At 68.4% G+C, this 18,413-nt stretch carries 18 protein-coding genes; 11 read left to right on the forward strand and 7 right to left on the reverse strand.

Annotated features, from left to right (window positions below):
• Positions 1-607: 607 nt before the first annotated feature.
• Together EV670_RS17235 and EV670_RS17240 are read left to right on the forward strand one after the other, a co-directional pair.
• Positions 608-1,384 carry an alpha/beta fold hydrolase gene (locus tag EV670_RS17235; RefSeq protein ID WP_242617030.1) on the forward strand — a complete coding sequence of 259 codons (777 nt, stop codon included), beginning with the start codon at positions 608-610 and terminating at the stop codon, positions 1,382-1,384.
• 166 nt (positions 1,385-1,550) lie between these two features.
• The gene (locus tag EV670_RS17240; protein ID WP_130434474.1) at positions 1,551-2,504 is read left to right on the forward strand and encodes a LysR family transcriptional regulator; all 954 of its coding nucleotides are present in this window, start codon (positions 1,551-1,553) and stop codon (positions 2,502-2,504) included.
• A 366-nt stretch (positions 2,505-2,870) separates the two neighbouring features.
• On the opposite strand, the gene EV670_RS17245 is transcribed toward EV670_RS17240, so the two are convergent.
• On the reverse strand, positions 2,871-3,263 hold the full coding sequence (locus EV670_RS17245; protein WP_130434476.1) for a YybH family protein: 393 nt from the start codon (positions 3,261-3,263) through the stop codon (positions 2,871-2,873).
• Positions 3,264-3,316: 53 nt separating this feature from the next.
• On the reverse strand, positions 3,317-3,931 hold the full coding sequence (locus tag EV670_RS17250; protein WP_130434478.1) for a dihydrofolate reductase family protein: 615 nt from the start codon (positions 3,929-3,931) through the stop codon (positions 3,317-3,319).
• A 225-nt stretch (positions 3,932-4,156) separates the two neighbouring features.
• On the opposite strand from EV670_RS17250, the gene EV670_RS17255 reads away from it, so the two are divergent.
• The 3 genes from EV670_RS17255 (at position 4,157) to EV670_RS17265 (ending at position 8,837) form a co-directional block, all read left to right on the forward strand.
• On the forward strand, positions 4,157-4,807 hold the full coding sequence (locus EV670_RS17255) for a DedA family protein (RefSeq protein ID WP_130434480.1): 651 nt from the start codon (positions 4,157-4,159) through the stop codon (positions 4,805-4,807).
• 114 nt (positions 4,808-4,921) lie between these two features.
• Positions 4,922-6,712, forward strand: coding sequence for an NAD(P)/FAD-dependent oxidoreductase (locus tag EV670_RS17260; protein ID WP_130434482.1), 1,791 nt, complete (start codon positions 4,922-4,924; stop codon positions 6,710-6,712).
• 166 nt (positions 6,713-6,878) lie between these two features.
• Positions 6,879-8,837 (forward strand): serine hydrolase, encoded by a 1,959-nt coding sequence (locus EV670_RS17265; protein ID WP_130434484.1) that lies wholly within the window; start codon positions 6,879-6,881, stop codon positions 8,835-8,837.
• A gap of 37 nt (positions 8,838-8,874) precedes the next feature.
• On the opposite strand, the gene EV670_RS17270 is transcribed toward EV670_RS17265, so the two are convergent.
• The 4 genes from EV670_RS17270 to tsaE form a co-directional block, all read right to left on the reverse strand.
• Entirely contained in the window at positions 8,875-9,246 is a 372-nt protein-coding gene (locus tag EV670_RS17270; protein WP_130434486.1) for a VOC family protein, read from the reverse strand.
• 94 nt (positions 9,247-9,340) lie between these two features.
• A complete protein-coding gene (locus EV670_RS17275; RefSeq protein ID WP_130434488.1) occupies positions 9,341-10,021 on the reverse strand; it encodes a hypothetical protein in 681 nt (226 codons plus the stop codon).
• A 124-nt stretch (positions 10,022-10,145) separates the two neighbouring features.
• Complete coding sequence (locus EV670_RS17280) at positions 10,146-11,474, reverse strand: N-acetylmuramoyl-L-alanine amidase (RefSeq protein ID WP_130434648.1); 1,329 nt, start codon at positions 11,472-11,474, stop codon at positions 10,146-10,148.
• Between the two features lie 68 nt (positions 11,475-11,542).
• Positions 11,543-12,064 carry a tRNA (adenosine(37)-N6)-threonylcarbamoyltransferase complex ATPase subunit type 1 TsaE gene (gene tsaE / locus EV670_RS17285; RefSeq protein ID WP_130434490.1) on the reverse strand — a complete coding sequence of 174 codons (522 nt, stop codon included), beginning with the start codon at positions 12,062-12,064 and terminating at the stop codon, positions 11,543-11,545.
• Between the two features lie 57 nt (positions 12,065-12,121).
• On the opposite strand from tsaE, the gene queG reads away from it, so the two are divergent.
• Both queG and EV670_RS17295 read left to right on the forward strand, forming a co-directional pair.
• The gene (gene queG, locus EV670_RS17290) at positions 12,122-13,180 is read left to right on the forward strand and encodes a tRNA epoxyqueuosine(34) reductase QueG (RefSeq protein ID WP_130434650.1); all 1,059 of its coding nucleotides are present in this window, start codon (positions 12,122-12,124) and stop codon (positions 13,178-13,180) included.
• Between the two features lie 118 nt (positions 13,181-13,298).
• Positions 13,299-13,958, forward strand: a complete 660-nt coding sequence (locus tag EV670_RS17295) for a TOPRIM nucleotidyl transferase/hydrolase domain-containing protein (protein WP_207225099.1) — start codon at positions 13,299-13,301, stop codon at positions 13,956-13,958.
• Positions 13,959-14,036: 78 nt separating this feature from the next.
• Here EV670_RS17295 and EV670_RS17300 read toward each other — a convergent pair whose 3' ends face one another.
• Positions 14,037-14,927 carry an AEC family transporter gene (locus tag EV670_RS17300; protein WP_130434494.1) on the reverse strand — a complete coding sequence of 297 codons (891 nt, stop codon included), beginning with the start codon at positions 14,925-14,927 and terminating at the stop codon, positions 14,037-14,039.
• Positions 14,928-15,422: 495 nt separating this feature from the next.
• Between EV670_RS17300 and EV670_RS17305 the strand changes: the two genes are divergently transcribed.
• The 4 genes from EV670_RS17305 to EV670_RS17320 all read left to right on the forward strand — a co-directional run bounded on the left by EV670_RS17305 (position 15,423) and on the right by EV670_RS17320 (position 18,406).
• Positions 15,423-16,421, forward strand: a complete 999-nt coding sequence (locus EV670_RS17305; protein ID WP_423213592.1) for a tripartite tricarboxylate transporter substrate binding protein BugE — start codon at positions 15,423-15,425, stop codon at positions 16,419-16,421.
• Positions 16,422-16,500: 79 nt separating this feature from the next.
• Entirely contained in the window at positions 16,501-17,433 is a 933-nt protein-coding gene (xerD, locus tag EV670_RS17310; RefSeq protein WP_130434496.1) for a site-specific tyrosine recombinase XerD, read from the forward strand.
• An 84-nt stretch (positions 17,434-17,517) separates the two neighbouring features.
• Positions 17,518-17,961, forward strand: a complete 444-nt coding sequence (locus EV670_RS17315) for a phage tail protein (protein WP_130434498.1) — start codon at positions 17,518-17,520, stop codon at positions 17,959-17,961.
• A gap of 1 nt (position 17,962) precedes the next feature.
• Complete coding sequence (locus EV670_RS17320) at positions 17,963-18,406, forward strand: phage tail protein (RefSeq protein ID WP_130434500.1); 444 nt, start codon at positions 17,963-17,965, stop codon at positions 18,404-18,406.
• The last annotated feature ends 7 nt before the right edge of the window (positions 18,407-18,413 follow it).

Below are 18,413 nucleotides of genomic sequence, written 5' to 3' on the forward strand. Positions count from 1 at the left end.
TTGGCGGCAATCAATCCGAATTGCCGGTTGAACCTTCGAAAGCCGGGGCTTCTCGTTGGACACCGCCACCTTCCGACTCGTTATCACACAGCCTCCAGCGGTTGCGGTCTTTCTGAGCCGCATCGTGAACTCACGCTCTCCGCCGAATCGCTGGCATCCAAGCGGACACGCTTGCGCAGTTCCAACGACGTGCTTCACGGTACTGCCGACGTAGCGGTTCGACGCAGGTGACCGCGACTCTCGAACGCAGTCCCGCGGACGTCGTCGCTTCCGCACGGCAACCAAGCCTCGCCGAAGGTCGGCTGATCCAGCTCGGTGGTGAGAAGTCGTTCGGCCCAAGCGGCTCAATCGGCATCGCCTACATGGGGTTGGTCGAGAGCCAGGGCTCTGGCGCCCTGCTTCAAGAGTCGTCGCGGTGTCACGCCGTGAGATGCGGGGCGTCGCTGCTGGCTCCTCAGAAGCTCGAAGGCGAACTCAGGCCACCGATCCCGGCGCCTGGATTGTTTGCGGGACGCAAACGTCAGCTTGACGCAGGTCGCGTTTTTCTCAGAGGTGGTGGCACCTACCTTTGTGTTCGTCAACGCGCAACTTTTCAACAGCGATCGCGTTGCAAACCCTGACCATCACCCACTTGGAGATTCAAATGAACGGCATCACAGAAGCACTGGCATCGATCGTCCTGGTTCACGGCGGCTTCGTCGACGGATCCGGCTGGGAAGACGTGCATCGCATCCTGACGAAGGATGGCTACTCGGTCACCGTCGTGCAGAACCCGACGACATCCCTGGCGGACGACGTCGCGTTCACGAAGCGCGCGATCGAAGCGCAAGGCAAGCCGGTGATCCTCGTCGGCCACTCCTACGGTGGCGTGGTCATCACCGAGGCCGGCAACCATCCGGGCGTCAAGGGCCTCGTGTACGTGGCGGCCTTTGCTCCCGACCGTGGCGAGTCGGTGTCCTCGCTGATCAAGGATCCGGTTCCCGGCGCGCCGGTGCCGCCGATCCTGCCGCCGCAGAACGGCTTCCTCGCACTCGACAAGGCGAAGTTCGCCGCGTCCTTCGCGGGCGACGTCAGCGCCGAGAAGGCGGCCTTCATGGCCGACTCCCAGGTGCCCTGGGGTGTCGACGCCCTGACCGGCGCGATCAGCGAGCCGTCGTGGCGCACGAAGCCGAGTTGGTACCTCGTGGCCAAGGACGACAGGATGATCCCGCCCGCCGCCCAGCGCGCGATGTCCCAGCGCGCTGGCTCGACGGTTGTTGAGGTTCCCGGCAGCCACGCGGTCTACGTCTCGCGCCCGAAGGACGTGGCCGCGCTCATCGAGCGCGCGGCCAAGGAGGTGGCAGCCAAGGAAGCCGCTGGCAAGCAAGTGACGGCCAAGCAGTAACGACATCGCCGGTCGAGGCAACGGCCTCGAGTGGGCGGCCGCGGGCACATCGCCCGCGGCCGCCCACTACCGTTGTCGGAGGTGTCAAACATATGCTTGACAGCTAAACTATGCACTCCTAAAGTGAATTCAGTGCCCTGACTTCTCAACAGCGAAGGATCCGGCGATGAACGAGCTGAAGGCGATGCGCACATTCGCGCAGGTTGCAGATTCCGGCAGCTTCATCAACGCGTCGCGAGCGCTCGACGTGGCGCCCGCGGTCGTCACGCGGGTCGTGGCAGAGCTGGAACAGCACCTCGGCGCTCGCCTGATGACGCGTACGACCAGGCGGGTGACACTGACGGAGGTTGGCGAGCGCTATCTCGATCGCGTACGCGGCATCCTCGAGGACGTCGAAGAGGCCACGGGCTTGGTTCGCCAGACGCAGTCCGAGCCCGACGGCGAAGTGCGAGTCGCCGCCTCGCCCGAGTTCGCGGCGCATCAGTTGGCGCGCCGCCTGCCGCGATTCCATGCGGTCTGCCCAAAGGTCGTGGTCAAGGTCACCGCTGCCGGTCCGGTCAGATCGCTCGATCCGGGCCAAGACATCACCATCGTGGTCAAGCAGTCGCCGCTCGATGGGGACTTCATCGCGCGACGGCTGGCGCGCTCCGAGGTCATCGGCTGCGCGACGCCCGAGTACCTGGATCGCTTCGGTCGCCCCTCCCATCCCAGCGAGCTCGTGGGACACCGACTGTTGACCCCGCCGCTGCAGGGCGCGATCACCTTCAGTCGTCGGCCCGATGACGACTGTTCGGCGGGCGAATGTGTGACGGTCATCCCGACGCTGTCACAGCTCCACAGCATGAATCCGGATCTCCATCGCGCCAGCGCGCTGGCCGGTCTCGGCATTGCCGGCCTGCCTTCGTTCTCGATCGACGGGGACTTGCGCAACCACAGTCTCGAGCAGGTCCTGCCCGCCTGGCACGTCGCGGACCTGTCGATCTGGGCCTGCATGCCGACCCGTCGGCATGTCCCGGCCAGCACTCGTGCGTTCATGGAGTTTCTTGTCGACGAGTTTGGCGGCGTCGAGGACGATCCATGGATCCCGAGTGCAGATTTCGTGCGCACCTTGGTGCAGTGACGTTCGCCGGCCGAGGCTGCGTGCGAACGCCTCGAGGCCGATCGAGCCAGGCATTTCTTGCCGTTGCGGGCGCTTAGGTCCAGCGCCGCCAGACCCAGTTCTTCGACGAATGCGTCGATGACCCGGACCGGCTTGTCTTCAGCGATGTAGTCGTCCAGGCACTCCGGCACCCGCGTCACTTGCTGCCGATCCTCGCCTTCGATGAATCGCGTCATCTCGCCACCTCGAGGCAACGCGCTGCCTCAATCTAGGCGACAGGGATGAGGTTTTCACACAGCCTGGACCCTGAACGGTCGGTCAAACCAGGTGCAAGCAGTCGTTCGGGGAATGCTCAGGTCGAGCAGGGCGGTTCTCGCGACCTCAACCTCAGCTCGCCACCGGGGACAAGGTGTTGGCGTCGCGGGCCAGGAGCCAGCGGCCGTCGGGCTGCTTGCGGTAGATGGTGATCCGATGACCGGCCAGCTCCGTTGTTTCTCCGCCGGCGTGCGGTGTCACGGACAACGAGTCCCGGCACAGTGTGTAGGCGACAAGGCCCGAGACCACGACCTCTTCCAGCTCGCTGATGCAACGGATCCGGGATTGTTGGTGGGCGCTCGAGAAGCGGGCGGGAAACTCATCCCGGCCGATCGGCGCGTGGCCCGGATGCAGCAACGCGACATCGTCAGCCATCAGGGTGAGCAAGCGCGCAAGGTCGCCGGCGTTGACTGCGTCAATCCAGGTGGTGTGCAGCTCACGGATGGTTCGTTCATCAGGTCCCATCTGCAAGCTCCAATGCCCAAGGGTCTGACCACGCGATACAGCCAGGGCGATTCTCAAGGCCCCATCTGTCCGTACTCCGGCTTCCCGCTGCGCTCGAAGCGGTGGTAGGTCGCCCCCTTGCTGCTCGTGACGGCCTCCACCTGCTTGAGCGCGAGCGGTACCGTGCCAGTGCCAAAGAGCCGCTTGCCGGAGCCGAGCACCACCGGGAAGATGAACAGCCGGTATTCGTCGATCAGGTCGTACCGGTGCAGCGTCTGGAGCAAGTCGGTGCTGCCCCAGGTCTGCAGGGTCTGGCCGGGCTGCTCCCGCAGCTTGCGGAGTTCTGCGATCACGTCGCCCTTGATCAGGCCGGAGTTGTTCCAGCTGACACCTTCGAGGCTGCGCGACACCACGTACTTGGGTCGCGAGTTGAGCGCGGTCGCTATCGGGTTGTCGGGGTCGGTGACCTTGGGCCAGTAGTTGGCGAAGATGTCGTAGGTCTTGCGCCCGAGCAGGAAACCGTCGGCGTCGGCAAAGCCCTGCGTGACCAGCCGCCCCATGACATCGTCGACATAGGGGGCCTGCCAGCCGCCATGCAGGAAGCCACCCTCGCGGTCCTCGTCGGGGCCACCGGGAGCCTGCATGACGCCATCCAGGGTCAGGAATGCATTCGCGATGATCTTGGGCATACGTTGGTCCTCCACCAACACGACGAACCACAGCGGCCCGAATCGACATGCCGGGCACAAAAGAGGACCTCGCCTTCGAACTCGGCCGGTGCTTCAGGACCATAGCCTTGATCAGCTACCCCTGACTCGGTCCCGGTTCAAGCGGCCTTGGCCGCACCCACAAGTCATGGGCCGCCGATCGCGCCACGCCGGAGACCGGTCTCGCCACTGCCGATAATTGCGCCCATGGACATCGTTGCCTTCCTCATCGACTTCATCCTCCACGTCGACGTGCACCTCGCCACCTTCGTGCAGAACTACGGTGCCTGGGTCTACGCGCTGCTGTTCACGATCATCTTCGTCGAGACCGGCGTCGTCGTGATGCCCTTCCTGCCGGGCGACTCGCTGCTGTTCGTGGTCGGCGCGCTGTGCGGCGTGGGCCTGATGAACCTGCCGCTGTCGATCGGGCTGCTGACGGCGGCGGCGATCCTCGGCAACCAGACCAACTACACGATCGGCCGCATGGTCGGGCCCAAGGTCTTCGGCTGGGAGCAGTCGCGCTTCTTCAACAAGCGCGCCTTCGACTCGGCCCACGCCTTCTACGAGAAGTACGGCGGCATCACGATCGTGCTGGCGCGCTTCATGCCGTTCCTGCGCACCTTTGCCCCCTTCGTTGCCGGCGTGGCCGAGATGACGCGGCGCCGCTTCACCTTCTACGACGTCACCGGCGGCACGCTGTGGGTTGGCAGCCTGGTGATGGCGGGCTACCTGTTCGGCAACATCCCGTGGGTGCAGAGCAACCTCAGCAAGATCATCTGGGCCATGATCCTGATCCCCGGCCTGATCGTGCTGGTCGGTGCGATCCGGGCCCGCCGGCGGCCGACGGCCGCCGCCTGAGGCAGCGCACCCAATCCCACCTGCGCTGCGCAGGGCTTTGGCCCGCGCTTGCATCGATGGCGCGGGCAGCCTGACACTGCGCATTCCGGTCTGTCACCGACAAGGAGCGCGGCGATGAGTGATGCCACCCAAGCGGTCAAGTCCTGGCTCGCCGCGTTTGGCGCCGCCATCGAGCGCGGCGACCATGCCGCCGCAGCCGCGCTGTTCGACGAGGACTGCTACTGGCGCGACCTCGTCTCCTTCACCTGGAACATCAAGACGATGGAGGGCCGCGCCGCGATCCGCGCGATGCTCGACGCGGTGGCGGCCCAGGTGCGGCCCTCGGCCTGGGCCATCGACGGCGAGGCCAGCGCGGCCGACGGCGTCACCGAGGCTTGGATCACCTTCGAGACCGCCGTCGCGCGCGGCAAGGGCCACATCCGGCTCAAGGGCGACAAGTGCTGGACGCTGCTGACGACGATGGTCGAGCTCAAGGGATTCGAGGAGCCGCGCGGCGCGGCGCGCCCCAAGGGCGTGGAGCATGGCGCGCTGCAGGACCGGAAGAACTGGGCCGAGCGGCGGGCCGAGCACGCCGACACGTTCGGCATCAGCGAGCAGCCCTATGTGCTGATCGTCGGCGGCGGGCAGGGCGGCATCGGCCTGGGCGCGCGGCTCAAGCGGCTTGGCGTGCCGGCCTTGATCGTCGAGAAGAACGAACGGCCGGGCGACTCCTGGCGCAAGCGCTACAAGTCGCTGTGCCTGCACGACCCGGTCTGGTACGACCACATGCCCTACCTGCCGTTCCCCGACCACTGGCCGGTGTTCAGCCCCAAGGACAAGATCGGCGACTGGCTCGAGATGTACACGCGCGTGATGGAGCTCGACTACTGGGGCTCCACCGAGTGCAAGAGCGCGAAGTACGACGAGGCCGCCGGCACCTGGGAAGTGCAGGTCGAGCGCGGGGGCAAGCCGCTGACGCTGAGGCCGACGCAGCTGGTGCTGGCCACCGGCATGTCGGCGGTGCCCAACGTGCCGCACCTGCCCGGTGCCGGCAGCTTCAAGGGCGAGCAGCACCACTCGAGCCGGCATGGCGGCGGCGAGGCCTATCGCGGCAAGAAGTGCGTGGTGATCGGCTCCAACAACTCGGCCCACGACATCTGTGCCGACCTCTGGGAGCATGGCGCCGACGTGACGATGGTGCAGCGCTCCTCCACCCACATCGCGCGCTCGGATTCGCTGATGGAGCTGGCGCTTGGCGGCCTCTACTCGGAGGAGGCCATCAGGAACGGCATCGACCACCACAAGGCCGACCTGATCTTTGCCTCGGTGCCCTACAAGATCATGGCCGGCTTCCAGATCCCGGTCTACGAGGAGATGAAGAAGCGCGACGCCGAGCTCTACGCGCGGCTCGAGAAGGCCGGCTTCATGCTCGACTTCGGCGACGACGGCTCTGGCCTGTTCATGAAGTACCTGCGCCGCGGCTCGGGCTACTACATCGACGTCGGCGCCTCGGAACTGGTGGCCAATGGCCAGGTCAAGCTCAAGAGCGGCGTGGCGATCGAGCGCATCAAGGAGCACTCGATCCTGTTTGCCGACGGCACCGAGCTGCCAGCCGACCTGATCGTCTATGCCACCGGCTATGGCTCGATGAACGGCTGGGCCGCGCGGCTCATCTCACAGGAAGTCGCCGACAAGGTCGGCAAGTGCTGGGGCCTGGGCTCCGACACCCGCAAGGACCCGGGGCCGTGGGAGGGCGAGTTGCGCAACATGTGGAAGCCGACGCGCCAGCCGGCGCTGTGGTTCCACGGCGGCAACCTGCACCAGAGCCGGCACTACTCGCAGTTCCTGTCGCTTCAGCTCAAGGCGCGCAAGGAAGGCATCCCGACGCCGGTGTACGGGCTGGCGGAGGTGCATCACCTGAGCTGAATCGATGGCCGGCGAGCAGGCTTGACGACCTTGATTGATCTCGTGGAGCTTCGGCTCTACGAGATCACCGAGCCCTGGTTTGCGCTCGACGCCCAGGCATCACGCTCCCCCTAGAAGTCCGCGCGAACCGACGCGCACACTCGGCGCTCACTCCGTGGAGCCAAGCATGGACTTCGTTGCCTACCACCACCGCAGCGGAGCAGAGCACCAGGCCCAGTTCACCAACCTGTACCCGCAGGGCTACCGGCTGATCTCGCTGAGCGTCTACCAGCCGAACAATCCGCTCTACGCGGCGGTGTGGGTGCGGCGCGGCGGGCCGGACTGGTCGGCGGTGCACGGGCTCGATGCAGCCGGGTACCAGGCGGCCTTCAACAATGCGGCGGCGGCCGGATTCCATCCCGTCATCCTGAGCGTCGCCGGCACGCTGGCCAACCCGGTGATCGCGGGCGTGTTCGAGCAACGCCCAGGCCCGGTGCCGCTGACCCGAGTCGGCCTCAGGAGCGGCAGCGAGACCGACGCCGGCACCATCCAGCACTGGGACAAGCAAGCCCACGACAACCGCTGGATCATGACCAGCGGAGCGATCTACGGCGACGCCGCCACGCCGGCCTACGCCGGCATCTGGCCCGCCAACAGCGAGCGTGTCGCGTGGAGTGCCGACGGGATCGGCGACGACCACGCCACCTACCAGCAGCGCTTCGACGCACAGCTCGGCGGCCACGCCCGGCTCGCCCATGCGGCGGTCTCGGGCAACGAGCGCTACCTGTCGATCTACCGCGACGACCAGATCGGACCGGTGGTCGCGCGGCACGGACTCACGAGCGCCGGCTACCAGGCCGAGTTCGATCGGCTGGTCCCGCTCGGCTACTACCCGATCTGCGTGCAGGGCGGCGGCAGCGGCGCCGGCATCCGCTTTGCCGCGATCTTTGCCAAGCAGGAGGCCGTCCTGCAGCGGCAATGGACAGTCAGCGGCGCCGGCACGGCACAGAGCGTCGACGATGCGATGCGCGGCGTGCTCGAGGCCGCCGGAGTGCGCAGCGCCTCGCTGGCGGTGGTCCGCAACACGCGGCTCGTGTTTGCGCGCGGCTACACCTGGGCCGAGCCAGGCTATCCGGTCGCACTGCCGACCACGCTGTTCCGCCTTGCCAGCGTCTCCAAGAGCTTCGTCGCCGTGGCGGCGCACCAGCTCATCGACGAGGGGCGCCTGCGGCTGACCGACACCGTGCAAGGCATCCTCGGCCTCACCACGCCGGCCGGGCTGCCGCCCACCGACCCGGGCTTCGCCGCCATCACGGTGGAAGACCTGCTGCTGCATCGCAGCCGGCTGGTGCCGGACTTCTACTGGTCCGACGCGGCCGTCGCTGCCGCCTTCGGCACGAAGCTGCCAGTCAGCGAGGCGCAGCTCGCGTCCTTCAAGTGCAGTCAGATGCTGCAGGCCGCCGCACCCGACTACAACAACTGGGGCTACGCGCTGCTCGGCATGGTCGTGGCGCGCGTGCGCGGCGCGGCGTCCTTCTTCGACGCGCTTCGCACGAACCTGCTCGAGCCGCTGCAGATCACGCGCATGCGAACCGCGACCTCGCTGGCGGGCGCGAGCTTTGCCGACGAGGCGCGCTATCACCGCAGCGGCGAAGCCGCGTTGAGGCTGGCGGTCGGACGCAGCGTGATGACGGCCGACCAACCGCTGGTCGCCGACGTCTACGGCAACATCCATCTCGAGAACGGCGCCGCCACCGGCGGGCTGTCCTGCGCCGCCGTCGACCTGGCGCGCTTCATCGCGGCCTTCAACGTCAATCGCAAGAACCCGATGCTGCGTCGCTCGGCCATCCTGGCGATGCTGGGCCTGGCAGCCACATCGGGGCGACCGCGCTCCGGCCACGGCTTCGACAGCGTCGTCGCGGTCGGCAGCAGCTTCACCTGCGACAAGGGCGGCTATCTGTGGAGCTCGCAGAACGCGATCCACTTCGACCTCGACGGCCTGGGCATCGCCGTCTGCTACGCCGGAGTCCATGACACCGCGCTGTTTGCCACCGGCTGGCCCGTCATTCGCGCGGCGATCGAGGCCTTTGCCTGGCCGGCGCGCGCGAATCACTTTTCCAAGTACGGCATGCCGGCGTTTGGTTGATGGGCCGGGCTCGGACCTTGGGCCCGAGCGGTCACGCTCACAGGTGCTGGTCGACGAGGATCGGATTGCCATCCGGGTCGATCGCGACAAAGCTGGCCGGCCCGGTGCCGCTCTCGTCGGCCTCCTGCTGCAACTGCACTCCCTGTGCCTTCAGCTGGCGCTGCAGATCGCGCACGTCGGTGAACGAGGCGAGCGGTTGCGCGTTGCTGTCCCAGCCTGGGTTGAAGGTCAGCATGTTGCGCTCGAACATGCCCTGGAAGAGGCCGATCACGTGATCGCCGTTCTTCAGGATCAGCCAGTTCTGCGCGGCGTCGCCGGCAAAGACCGTGAAGCCGAATTTTTCATAGAAGCTTCGCGAGGCGGCGAGGTCCTTGACGGCGAGGCTGATCGAAAAGTTGCCGAGTTCCATGCTGTGCTCCTTTCGGTACGAAGGCGTTGCCCGCCTGCCGGCTCCAGCCTGCGTTCGATCTGAGCCGCCCGCTGAGGGCCGTTCGAGCGAAGGATCAGACCTCGACTTCGCCGCGGGTGAGCGAGTAGTCGATCCTGTACATGGCGACGACCACGCCGGTGGCCCCATGTTGCGCGAGATGGGCCGGTCCGACCACCTCCCGCACCAGTCCTGCCAGGGCTTCTTCGCTGTACCCCGCCAGAACCAGGGCCCAGTCGACTCCAGCGTCGGCGCCGCGGATGCTCTGCTCCGCCGTCATGCTCGGTGTGACCGCGCCTTCCAGGAGGTGCACGCTCCCGAGTCCAGGCCGGTTCGGCAGATCAGGCAACACGTCCCGCAGGAGCCAGTCGCGCAGCGACGCGGCGGAACCCGGCTCCACCCCGAAGCGGAGCAAGGCCGCGACGTGCCCCATGCCGAGGCCGAAACTGCCGCTGACCGAGCAGAACCCCCTGCTCATGCCACGGTAGTGCGGCATCATCTTCGAGGTCCACGCGCTCGGACTGTTCAAGCGCTCGAGGTACGCGGCAGACGTCAGGGTTGCGAGTTCGGCGACCTCGTACAGGACGAAGTAGCGCGGCTGGTCGCGCAGGGCGACCCACCGGGTGCCCCGGAGAAAGCCGGGGATCGACAGGCGTTCCGCCAGGTGCTCGTGGGTATGCCAGTCGTCGTGCTCCGCGATGGCCTCGGGGGCGACGTCGAAGGACAGGAGCATGGCGGCCGATCCGAGCAGGGGCATGGTGCAGGTCCTTCACGCGGGGTGGAGCGGGGCTGGGTGCTCGACGTTCGAGCTCAGCCCGCTCGCGGAGCATTCTGCAAGCCGGCCGCCGCCTCAACAAGCGACCGGGCCGGCGCTGCCCTGCTCACAGCGACCGGTTGCGCGCCAGCGGCGGGTTCTTCGCGAAGTAGCGTTCGATGCCGCTCATCAGCGCCTCGACCAGCCGGTTCTGGTAGCCCGCGTCGCGCAGCCGCGCTTCCTCGTCGGGGTTGGAGATGAACGCGGTCTCGACCAGGATCGACGGGATGTCGGGCGCCTTCAGCACCGCGAAGCCGGCCTGCTCGACGCGCACCTTGTGCAGGTTGCCGACGCGGCCGAGGTTGCCGAGCACCTCGCTGCCGAGCTTGAGGCTGTCCTTGATCTGGGCGCTGGTGCTCATGTCGAGCAGGGCGCGGTTGAGGGCGGCGTCCTTGGTCTTGGCGAGGTTGACGCCGCCGACCGCGTCGGCCGCGTTCTCCTTGTTGGCCAACCAGCGCGCCGCCACGCTGCTGGCGCCGGTGTCGGACAGCGCGAACACCGAGGCGCCGCGCGCCCGTGGCGTGAAGAAGGCGTCGGCGTGGATCGAGATGAAGAGGTCGGCCTGCACGCGGCGCGCCTTGCGCACGCGGTCTTGCAGCGGCACGAAGAAGTCGGCGTCGCGCGTAAGGAAGGCGCGCATGTTGGCGCGGGAGTTGAGGCGGTCGCGCAGCTTCAGCGCGACCTGCAGCACCACGTCCTTCTCGCGCAGTCCCGAGGGGCCGACCGCGCCCGGGTCCTCGCCGCCATGGCCGGGGTCGAGCGCGACGATGATCAGGCGCTCGGTGCCGCGTGGCGCGGCCGGTGGCGGGGTTGCCGGCGCCGAGGGTGCAGTGGGCGCGGCGACGACCGGGGGCGCCGAGGCCGGTGCCCCCGGCCGCGCGGCGGGCTCCTTGCCGACCTTGCCGATGAACTCACCGAGCGCGTCGTTGACGCTAGCGGCCGCGCTGTCGCTGGCCATGGCGCCGGCCGCGGTCTGGCGGTCCTCGGAGCGCTTCTCGTTGATCAGCGCCAGCAGCGGGTCGCGCTCCACCGTCGGGTAGAGGTCGAACACGAGGCGGTGGCCATAGGCCGCGACCGGATCGAGCGAGAAGAGCTGTGGCGCGATCGGCTGCTTGAGGTCGAGCACCAGGCGCACCACGCGCGGCTGGTTCTGGCCGACGCGCACGCCGGCGATGTAGGGGTCGTCGGGTCGCACCTTGCCAACCAGCTCGCGCAGCTGCGGGCTCAGTTCGAGGCCCTCGATGTCGATCACCAGCCGGCTCGGGTTCTCGGCCAGGAAATGCCTGGCCGTCAGCCGGGCATCGGATTCGAGCGTCACACGGGTGTTGTCGGCCGCCGGCCAGACCCGCACCGCGAGCAGCGTGGCACCGAAGGCGAGCTCGCCGACGCCGAGCATCAGCACCAGCGCGCCGCCCTGGCGGCCGATCCGGGCCAGCGCCGCGCGGCGCTCGGGTCTGGTCGCGCTCACAGCATCAGCGGCCGGCAGCCGGCCTCGAGCAATGCGAGCCCGCGCGGCGTGAGCGCGCTGTGGACCACGCGCCGCGAATCATCGGCGCCGGGCTCGATGGCAAGCAGCAGATCGGGCTGCGGCCGCTGCGGGCCGGCGTTCTGTGCCCATTCGACGAGCTTGAGGCCTGGGCCGGCGAAGGTCTCGCGAAAACCGGCGTCGAGCCACTCGCGCGGGTCGCCGAAGCGATAGAAGTCGAAGTGCCAGGCCGATTGCGCCGCGCCATGCTCGTTGCGCCATTCGTGCGGCTCGAGCACCGCGTAGCTCGGGCTCTTGATGCGGCCCTCGATGCCGAGGCCGCGCAGCAGATGGCGCACGAAGGTGGTCTTGCCGGCGCCGAGCGGGCCGTCGAGCTCGATGCAGGCATCGCGCAGCGACGCATCGCGTTGCAGCGCATGGGCCATGGCGTGGGCCCGGGCGGCGCAGGCCGCCTCGTCGGGCCAGTGTTCGTGTCGCGTTCCTAGAATCGGCTCATGCATGCGGTACCGCTCGCGCCATCGCCCCGCGACTTCGACCCCGCCACCAACGGCGAAGTCCTGGTCGCGCAACTGCGCCTGTGGGCCAGGTCACTCGGATTTTCACAGATCGGCATCGCCGGAGTCGACCTCGCCGCGGCCGAACCCGGATTGCAGGCCTGGCTCGAGGCCGGATTTCACGGCTCGATGGACTACATGGCGGCCCACGGCCTCAAGCGCGCGCGCCCGGCCGAGCTGGTACCGGGCACGCTGCGGGTGGTCACGGCGCGCATGGACTACCTGCCGGCCGCCATGCCCGAGGGCTGGCAGGCCATCGGCTTCGAGCGCCTGCAGCGACCGGATGCGGCCAGCGTCTCGCTCTATGCGCGGGGCCGCGACTATCACAAGGTGCTGCGCTCGCGCCTGCAGAAGCTGGCCGACCAACTGGCCGACGTCGTCGGCCCCTTCGGCCACCGCGTGTTCACCGACTCGGCGCCGGTGCTCGAGGTCGAGCTGGCGCAGCGTTCGGGCATCGGCTGGCGCGGCAAGCACACGCTGGTGCTGTCGCGCGAGGCCGGCTCGATGTTCTTCCTCGGCGAGATCTACGTGGATCTCGCGCTGCCCGAGACCGCGCCGGTCGTTGCCCATTGCGGCACTTGCAGCGCCTGCATCGATGTCTGCCCGACGCAGGCGATCGTGGCGCCCTACCGGCTCGACGCGCGGCGCTGCATCTCGTACCTGACGATCGAGCACGACGGGCCGATCCCCGAACCGCTGCGCGCAGCGATCGGCAACCGCATCTACGGCTGCGACGATTGCCAGCTCGTCTGCCCGTGGAACAAGTACGCGCAGCGCGCCACGCTGGCCGACTTCGACGTGCGCGAGACGCTGGCCGAGCCAACGCTGCTGCAGCTCTGGGCCTGGAGCGAGGCAGACTTCCTGCGCCTCACCGAAGGCAGCGCGATCCGCCGCATCGGCTACGGCCGCTGGCGGCGCAACCTGGCGGTGGCACTGGGCAACGCCTGGCGTGACAGTGGTGACGAGCGCATCGCGCAGGCGCTGACCGGTGCGCGCGATGCGGCCACACCGCTGGTGCAGGAGCACATCGACTGGGCGCTTGCGCAGCGCGAGGTCGACTGAACGCAAGGCATGGACGCTAGTGCCCTGGAGGCCGCCGAGCAGCTTCGATCCCGCAGAAGCGCCGCGATGGCGCAGACCACCTGCCTGCCGTTGATACGCTAGCCGGCTGGGTTCGAGCATGAGCAAACCACGACGACGCCTTGACCTGGACGAGATTCCATCTGGCCCTCGGCCGCCCTTGGGAACGGAGGCCGCCTGCGAGTTGCTCACTGGCACCAATGCGCGCGCGGTGATCCTTGTCGAAGGCTGGAGTGATCAAGCCGCTCTTGAATCACTTGCTGTGAAACAGGGGCGGGACTTGACGGCCGAGGGGATTGGCGTCGTGCCCATGGGCGGCATCACGAACATCGGCAAGTTTGCGCAAGCGCTAGGCCCGCGAGGCCTGAGGTTGCGCCTGGCGGGTCTTTACGACGCGGCCGAGGAGCCGTATGTGAGGCACAACCTGCAGCGCATGGAGCTTGGCAGCGCGCAGACACGCGAAGAGCGGGAGGCGCTCGGCTTCTTCGCGTGTGAAGCCGACCTGGAGGACGAGCTGATTCGAGCCTTGGGCTCAGCAGCGGTCGAGCGCGTCCTTGAAGGCGAAGGCGAACTGGCGTCCTTTCGCAGGTTTCAGGACCAGCCGGCGCAACGTGGGCGCAGCACGCACGCTCACCTTCGGCGCTTCATGGGCACCCGTGCACGACGAAAGATCCGCTACGGGTCCTTGTTGGTGGACGCGCTGCAGCTCGAGTGCGTACCGCGCGCCCTCGACCTCGTGCTCACCCATCATCGAAGGTGATTCCCGAGGGCATGCGACTCCGCGTGCTCCTGCTTCCTTCCGACACCGTGTCCTGCGGCGACTGGAGCGGCCCCCGATTCAGCGCAACTGCATCCACAACGGCAGCGTCAGCATGCCGATCAGCGTCGACAGCGTCACCAGCCCGGCGACGAAGGCGCCGTCGCCGCCCATGCGGATCGCCAGCACGTAGGCGCTGGAGGCGGTCGGCATCGCGGCAAAGGCCAGCAGCACCGCGGATTGCGCCGGCGGCAGCGACAGCAGTGCGATCAGGCCGAGTGCGGCCAGCGGCAGCAGCGCATGGCGGATCGTCAGCAGCGCCGCGGCCAGGCGCGGCGAGGCCGTCACGCCGCCGAGTTGCAGGCCGGCGCCGACGGCCATCAGCCCGAGCGGCAGCGCCGCGGCGCCGATGCGTTGCAGCGTCAGCGCCAGCGGATCGGGCAGCTGCAGTCCGGCGAGATTGGCCAGCAGGCCGCCGACGGTGGCGATGATCAGCGGGTTGCGCAGCAGCTCGCGGCCGACCCGGTGGCCGCCGTGGCGCGCCAGCGGCCAGACCGCCGCGACGTTGCAGACCGGCACGCAGAAGGCCACCAGCAGCGCCATGCCGGCCACGCCGGCGGCGCCGCCAAAGCGCTCGGCCAGCGCCAGTGCGACGTAGCTGTTGAAGCGGAACGCGGTCTGCGCGCCGGAGGCGTGTAGCCGGGCGTCGATGCCGGGCAGCAGCCGCAGCGCGTAGGCCAGCGCGATGCCGACGCCGACCACGGCCAGCCCGCCGCCGATGAGCTGCGCGCTCGGGCCGAGTTCGAGCGGGCTGCGCGCGATCGAGCTGAACAGCAGCACCGGGAACAGCAGGTAGTAGACGAGGCGCTCGACCGCCTCCCAGACCGCGCGGTCGAGCGCGGTGTGGCGGCAGACGAGGTAGCCGATGACGATCAGCAGGAAGTCGGGCAGCAGCAGCAGGATGTCGCGCATGCGCCTAGGGCCTGTTAACGCTACCGGAGGGCTCGCGCCCGGGTCGCGCAGGCCGCAGGGGTAGGCGCGAGAAAGGACGCGTGCTCTTGCACGCAACGACCGAGCAACGCCGCCCTGCGGCCTGCGCGACCCGGGCCCGAAGGGTGATCCCAGGAAACTGCGGCCCTCGGCGTTGCAAAGCTCGCCGGGGGCTGAGCCCGGACATGAACAGTCCTGAGGACTGGTCATGCCTGGCGAGGAGCCCGAGCTCTGCGAGGGCGCGGCCTGCAAGGCCGACCCCGGCTGCGCTTTGCGCCTTGATGGCCTTTGTTTCCTGGGTCACGCGATCCCTCCGGTAGCGTTAACAGGCCCTAGCCTAACCGCCGAAGCGGGCGCCGTCGGGGGCCGACATCGGGCTTTCCATGAGTCGGGGCACTTGCGCGGACGTGGCAGAGTCGGAGCATCGCGCTGCGCGGCTTGCACGCGCCCCACCATCGTCACCAGGAGCCTCGTCACATGCACCGACTGCCCCGCCGCCACCTCGTCGCCCGGCTGCTGCCTCCCGTCCTTGGCCTGATGGGCCTGCTCGCCGCCCCGGCTGCCGTGCTGGCCCAGGCCTATCCGGCCAAGCCGGTGCGGCTGGTGGTGCCCTTCGCGCCCGGTGGCACCACCGACATCATCGCCCGCGTGCTGGCCGAGAAGGTCAACGCGCCGCTCGGCCAGACCCTAGTGGTCGAGAACAAGAGCGGCGGCGGCGGCTCGATCGGCGCGCTCGAGGTGATCCGCGCGCAGCCGGACGGCTACACCCTGGGCATGGCGACGGTCTCGACCACCGCCTCGAATCCCGCGATCAATCCGAAGATCGGCTACGACCCACTGAAGGACTTCACGCCGATCATCAACATCGCTGCCACGCCGAACGTGATCGCGGTGCACCCGAGCTTCCCGGCGCGCGACTACAAGAGCTTCGTCGCCGAGCTCAAGAAGAATCCCGGCAAGTACAGCTACGCGAGCTCGGGCACCGGCGGCATCGGCCACCTGCAGATGGAGCTCTACAAGAACCTGTCGGGCACCTTCGTCACGCACATTCCGTATCGCGGCGCCGGCCCGGCGCTCAACGACACGGTGGCCGGCCAGGTGCCGGTGATCTTCGACAACCTGCCCTCGGCGCTGCCCTTCATCAAGGACGGGCGCCTGATCCCGATCGTGGTCGCGGCGCCGCAGCGCCTGGCGACGCTGCCGAACGTGCCGACCTTCAAGGAAGTCGGCCTCGAGCCGGTCAACCGCATGGCCTACTACGGCGTGCTCGGCCCGAAGAACCTGCCCAAGGACGTTGTCGACAAGATCCACTCGGCGGTCAGGCAGACCGTGGCGCTGCCCGACGTGAAGAAGCGCATCGAGGACACCGGCTCGCTGATCGTCGCCAACACGCCGGCCGAGTTCACGAGCCAGATCGATGCCGAGTACAAGGTCTACAAGGACGTGGTCGACAAGCAGAAGCTCAAGCTGGAGTGATGCCGCTCCGGCGCGATCCGGGGCATCGCCAGGGGGCCGCCGAGAGGCGGCTCTTTTCATTGGCACACTGGCGGCCCAGATGAGCAACGCCGCGCCCGAACCTCAGCCCCTGCCGCCCGCTAGCGCGGCGCTGATCGATCGCTTCATCGACGCGCTCTGGATCGAGGAGGGGCTGAGCGGCAACACGCTGGCCGCCTACCGCCGCGACCTCACGCTGTACGCGCGCTGGCTGGCGGGCGAGGCCGGCGGCGGCAGGGCGATCGACACCAGCACCGAGACCGACCTGCGCGGCTATGCACTGGCGCGCCATGCCAAGACCCGCGCCACCACCGCCAACCGCCAGCTCACCGTGTTCAGGCGCTTCTTTCGCTGGACGTTGCGCGAGCACCTGACCAGCACCGACCCGACGCTGCGGCTGACGGCGGCACGCCAGCCGCTGCGGGTGCCGAAGAGCCTGTCTGAGGCGCAGGTGGAGGCGCTGCTGGCGGCACCCGACGTGGAGCAGCCGCTCGGTCTGCGCGATCGCGCGATGATCGAGTTGATGTACGCCAGCGGGCTGCGCGTGAGCGAGTTGGTGACGCTGAAGACCGCCTACGTCGGGCTGAACGAGGCCGCGCTGCGCGTGACCGGCAAGGGCAGCAAGGAGCGCATGCTGCCCTTTGGCGAGGAGGCGCACGCGTGGCTGACGCGCTACCTGGCCGGGGCACGGGCCGAGATCCTGGCCGGGCAGGCGAGCGACGCGCTGTTCGTCACCGCGCGCGGCGGGCCGATGACGCGCCAGGCCTTCTGGCTGCTGGTCAAGAAGCACGCGCGGGCGGCTGGCATCACGGCGCCGCTGTCGCCTCACACGCTGCGCCACGCCTTTGCAACGCACCTGCTCAACCATGGCGCCGACCTGCGCGCGGTGCAGATGCTGCTCGGCCACGCCGACATCTCGACGACCCAGATCTACACCCACGTGGCACGCGAACGGTTGAAGCAGTTGCACGCGCAGCACCACCCGCGCGGCTGAGCCGGGCCGGCCACGACAAGGGGATGGCGCGGCCTCCCGACGGCACCTCCAATCGACGCCGTCGAAGCCTCGAAGGAGTACCCCGTGGCACGCAACGACCCCCTGCGCAACTTCCGCTTCCGGCTCGAGATCGACGGCCTGCAGCAGGCCGGCTTCAGCGAGGTGGTGATCGGCGAGACCGCCACCGCGGCGATCGACTACCGCGAGGGCACCGACCCGACCCATGTGCGCAAGCTCTCCGGGCTCACGCGCTACGGCAACATCACGCTCAAGGCCGGCGTCACCACCGAAGGCGCCTCGCGCGAGCTCTATCTGTGGCATGCCGCGATCACCGCCGGTGGGCTGCGCAGCAACCGCCGCAACGTGGCGATCGTCGTGATGACCGAGGCTGGCGAGGACGCGGTGCGCTTCGCGGTCAGCAACGCCTGGCCGGTCAAGTACGACCCGAGCGACCTCAAGGGCCAGGGCAACGAGGTCTTCATCGAGCTGCTGGAACTCGTCAACGAGGGCATCGAGCGGGTGCAATGACATGACCCGATCGACGGGTAAGCCGCGCGCGAGCGAGCGCGGGCCCTTCCTCAACATGCGCTTTCGGGTCGAGATCGAGGGCATCGAGGCGACGGGCTGCACCGAAGTGCTGTTGCCCGAGAGCCGGCTCGATGGTGCGGGCGCGGCGCCGGATGCGAAGCCGACGCTGCGCTTGGGCACGCTCGTGCTGCGGCGCGGCCTGAGCGGCTCCCCGCTGTGGTTCGACTGGTGGCAGCGCGCCACCCGACCGCGACTGAAGTCGGCGCGCAGCGTGACGGTGGTCCTGCTCGACGAGCGCGGCGCCGACGCCAATCGCTGGGTCTTCGGCGGTGCGCGGCCCTGCGCCTATCACGTCTCGAGCCTCAACGCGCTCGGCGCCGAGGTCGTGATCGAGACGCTGGAGCTGACGGTGGAGTCGTTGCAGGCCGACTACGGGCTGCGCTGAGCGATGA

It is taken from the genome of Rivibacter subsaxonicus (assembly GCF_004217215.1).
Taxonomy (GTDB): Bacteria; Pseudomonadota; Gammaproteobacteria; order Burkholderiales; family Burkholderiaceae_C; genus Rivibacter; species Rivibacter subsaxonicus.

Coding starts and splice junctions, on each gene's coding strand:
- EV670_RS17250 (WP_130434478.1), bottom strand. CDS start 3,931: ATGCCCAAGATCATCGCGAATGCATTCCTGACCCTGGATGGCGTCATG.
- EV670_RS17255 (WP_130434480.1), top strand. CDS start 4,157: ATGGACATCGTTGCCTTCCTCATCGACTTCATCCTCCACGTCGACGTG.
- EV670_RS17265 (WP_130434484.1), top strand. CDS start 6,879: ATGGACTTCGTTGCCTACCACCACCGCAGCGGAGCAGAGCACCAGGCC.
- EV670_RS17280 (WP_130434648.1), bottom strand. CDS start 11,474: ATGCTCGGCGTCGGCGAGCTCGCCTTCGGTGCCACGCTGCTCGCGGTG.
- EV670_RS17270 (WP_130434486.1), bottom strand. CDS start 9,246: ATGGAACTCGGCAACTTTTCGATCAGCCTCGCCGTCAAGGACCTCGCC.
- EV670_RS17275 (WP_130434488.1), bottom strand. CDS start 10,021: ATGCCCCTGCTCGGATCGGCCGCCATGCTCCTGTCCTTCGACGTCGCC.
- EV670_RS17305 (WP_423213592.1), top strand. CDS start 15,423: ATGCACCGACTGCCCCGCCGCCACCTCGTCGCCCGGCTGCTGCCTCCC.
- EV670_RS17300 (WP_130434494.1), bottom strand. CDS start 14,927: ATGCGCGACATCCTGCTGCTGCTGCCCGACTTCCTGCTGATCGTCATC.
- EV670_RS17320 (WP_130434500.1), top strand. CDS start 17,963: ATGACCCGATCGACGGGTAAGCCGCGCGCGAGCGAGCGCGGGCCCTTC.
- EV670_RS17295 (WP_207225099.1), top strand. CDS start 13,299: ATGAGCAAACCACGACGACGCCTTGACCTGGACGAGATTCCATCTGGC.
- EV670_RS17245 (WP_130434476.1), bottom strand. CDS start 3,263: ATGGGACCTGATGAACGAACCATCCGTGAGCTGCACACCACCTGGATT.
- EV670_RS17240 (WP_130434474.1), top strand. CDS start 1,551: ATGAACGAGCTGAAGGCGATGCGCACATTCGCGCAGGTTGCAGATTCC.
- tsaE (WP_130434490.1), bottom strand. CDS start 12,064: ATGCATGAGCCGATTCTAGGAACGCGACACGAACACTGGCCCGACGAG.
- EV670_RS17260 (WP_130434482.1), top strand. CDS start 4,922: ATGAGTGATGCCACCCAAGCGGTCAAGTCCTGGCTCGCCGCGTTTGGC.
- xerD (WP_130434496.1), top strand. CDS start 16,501: ATGAGCAACGCCGCGCCCGAACCTCAGCCCCTGCCGCCCGCTAGCGCG.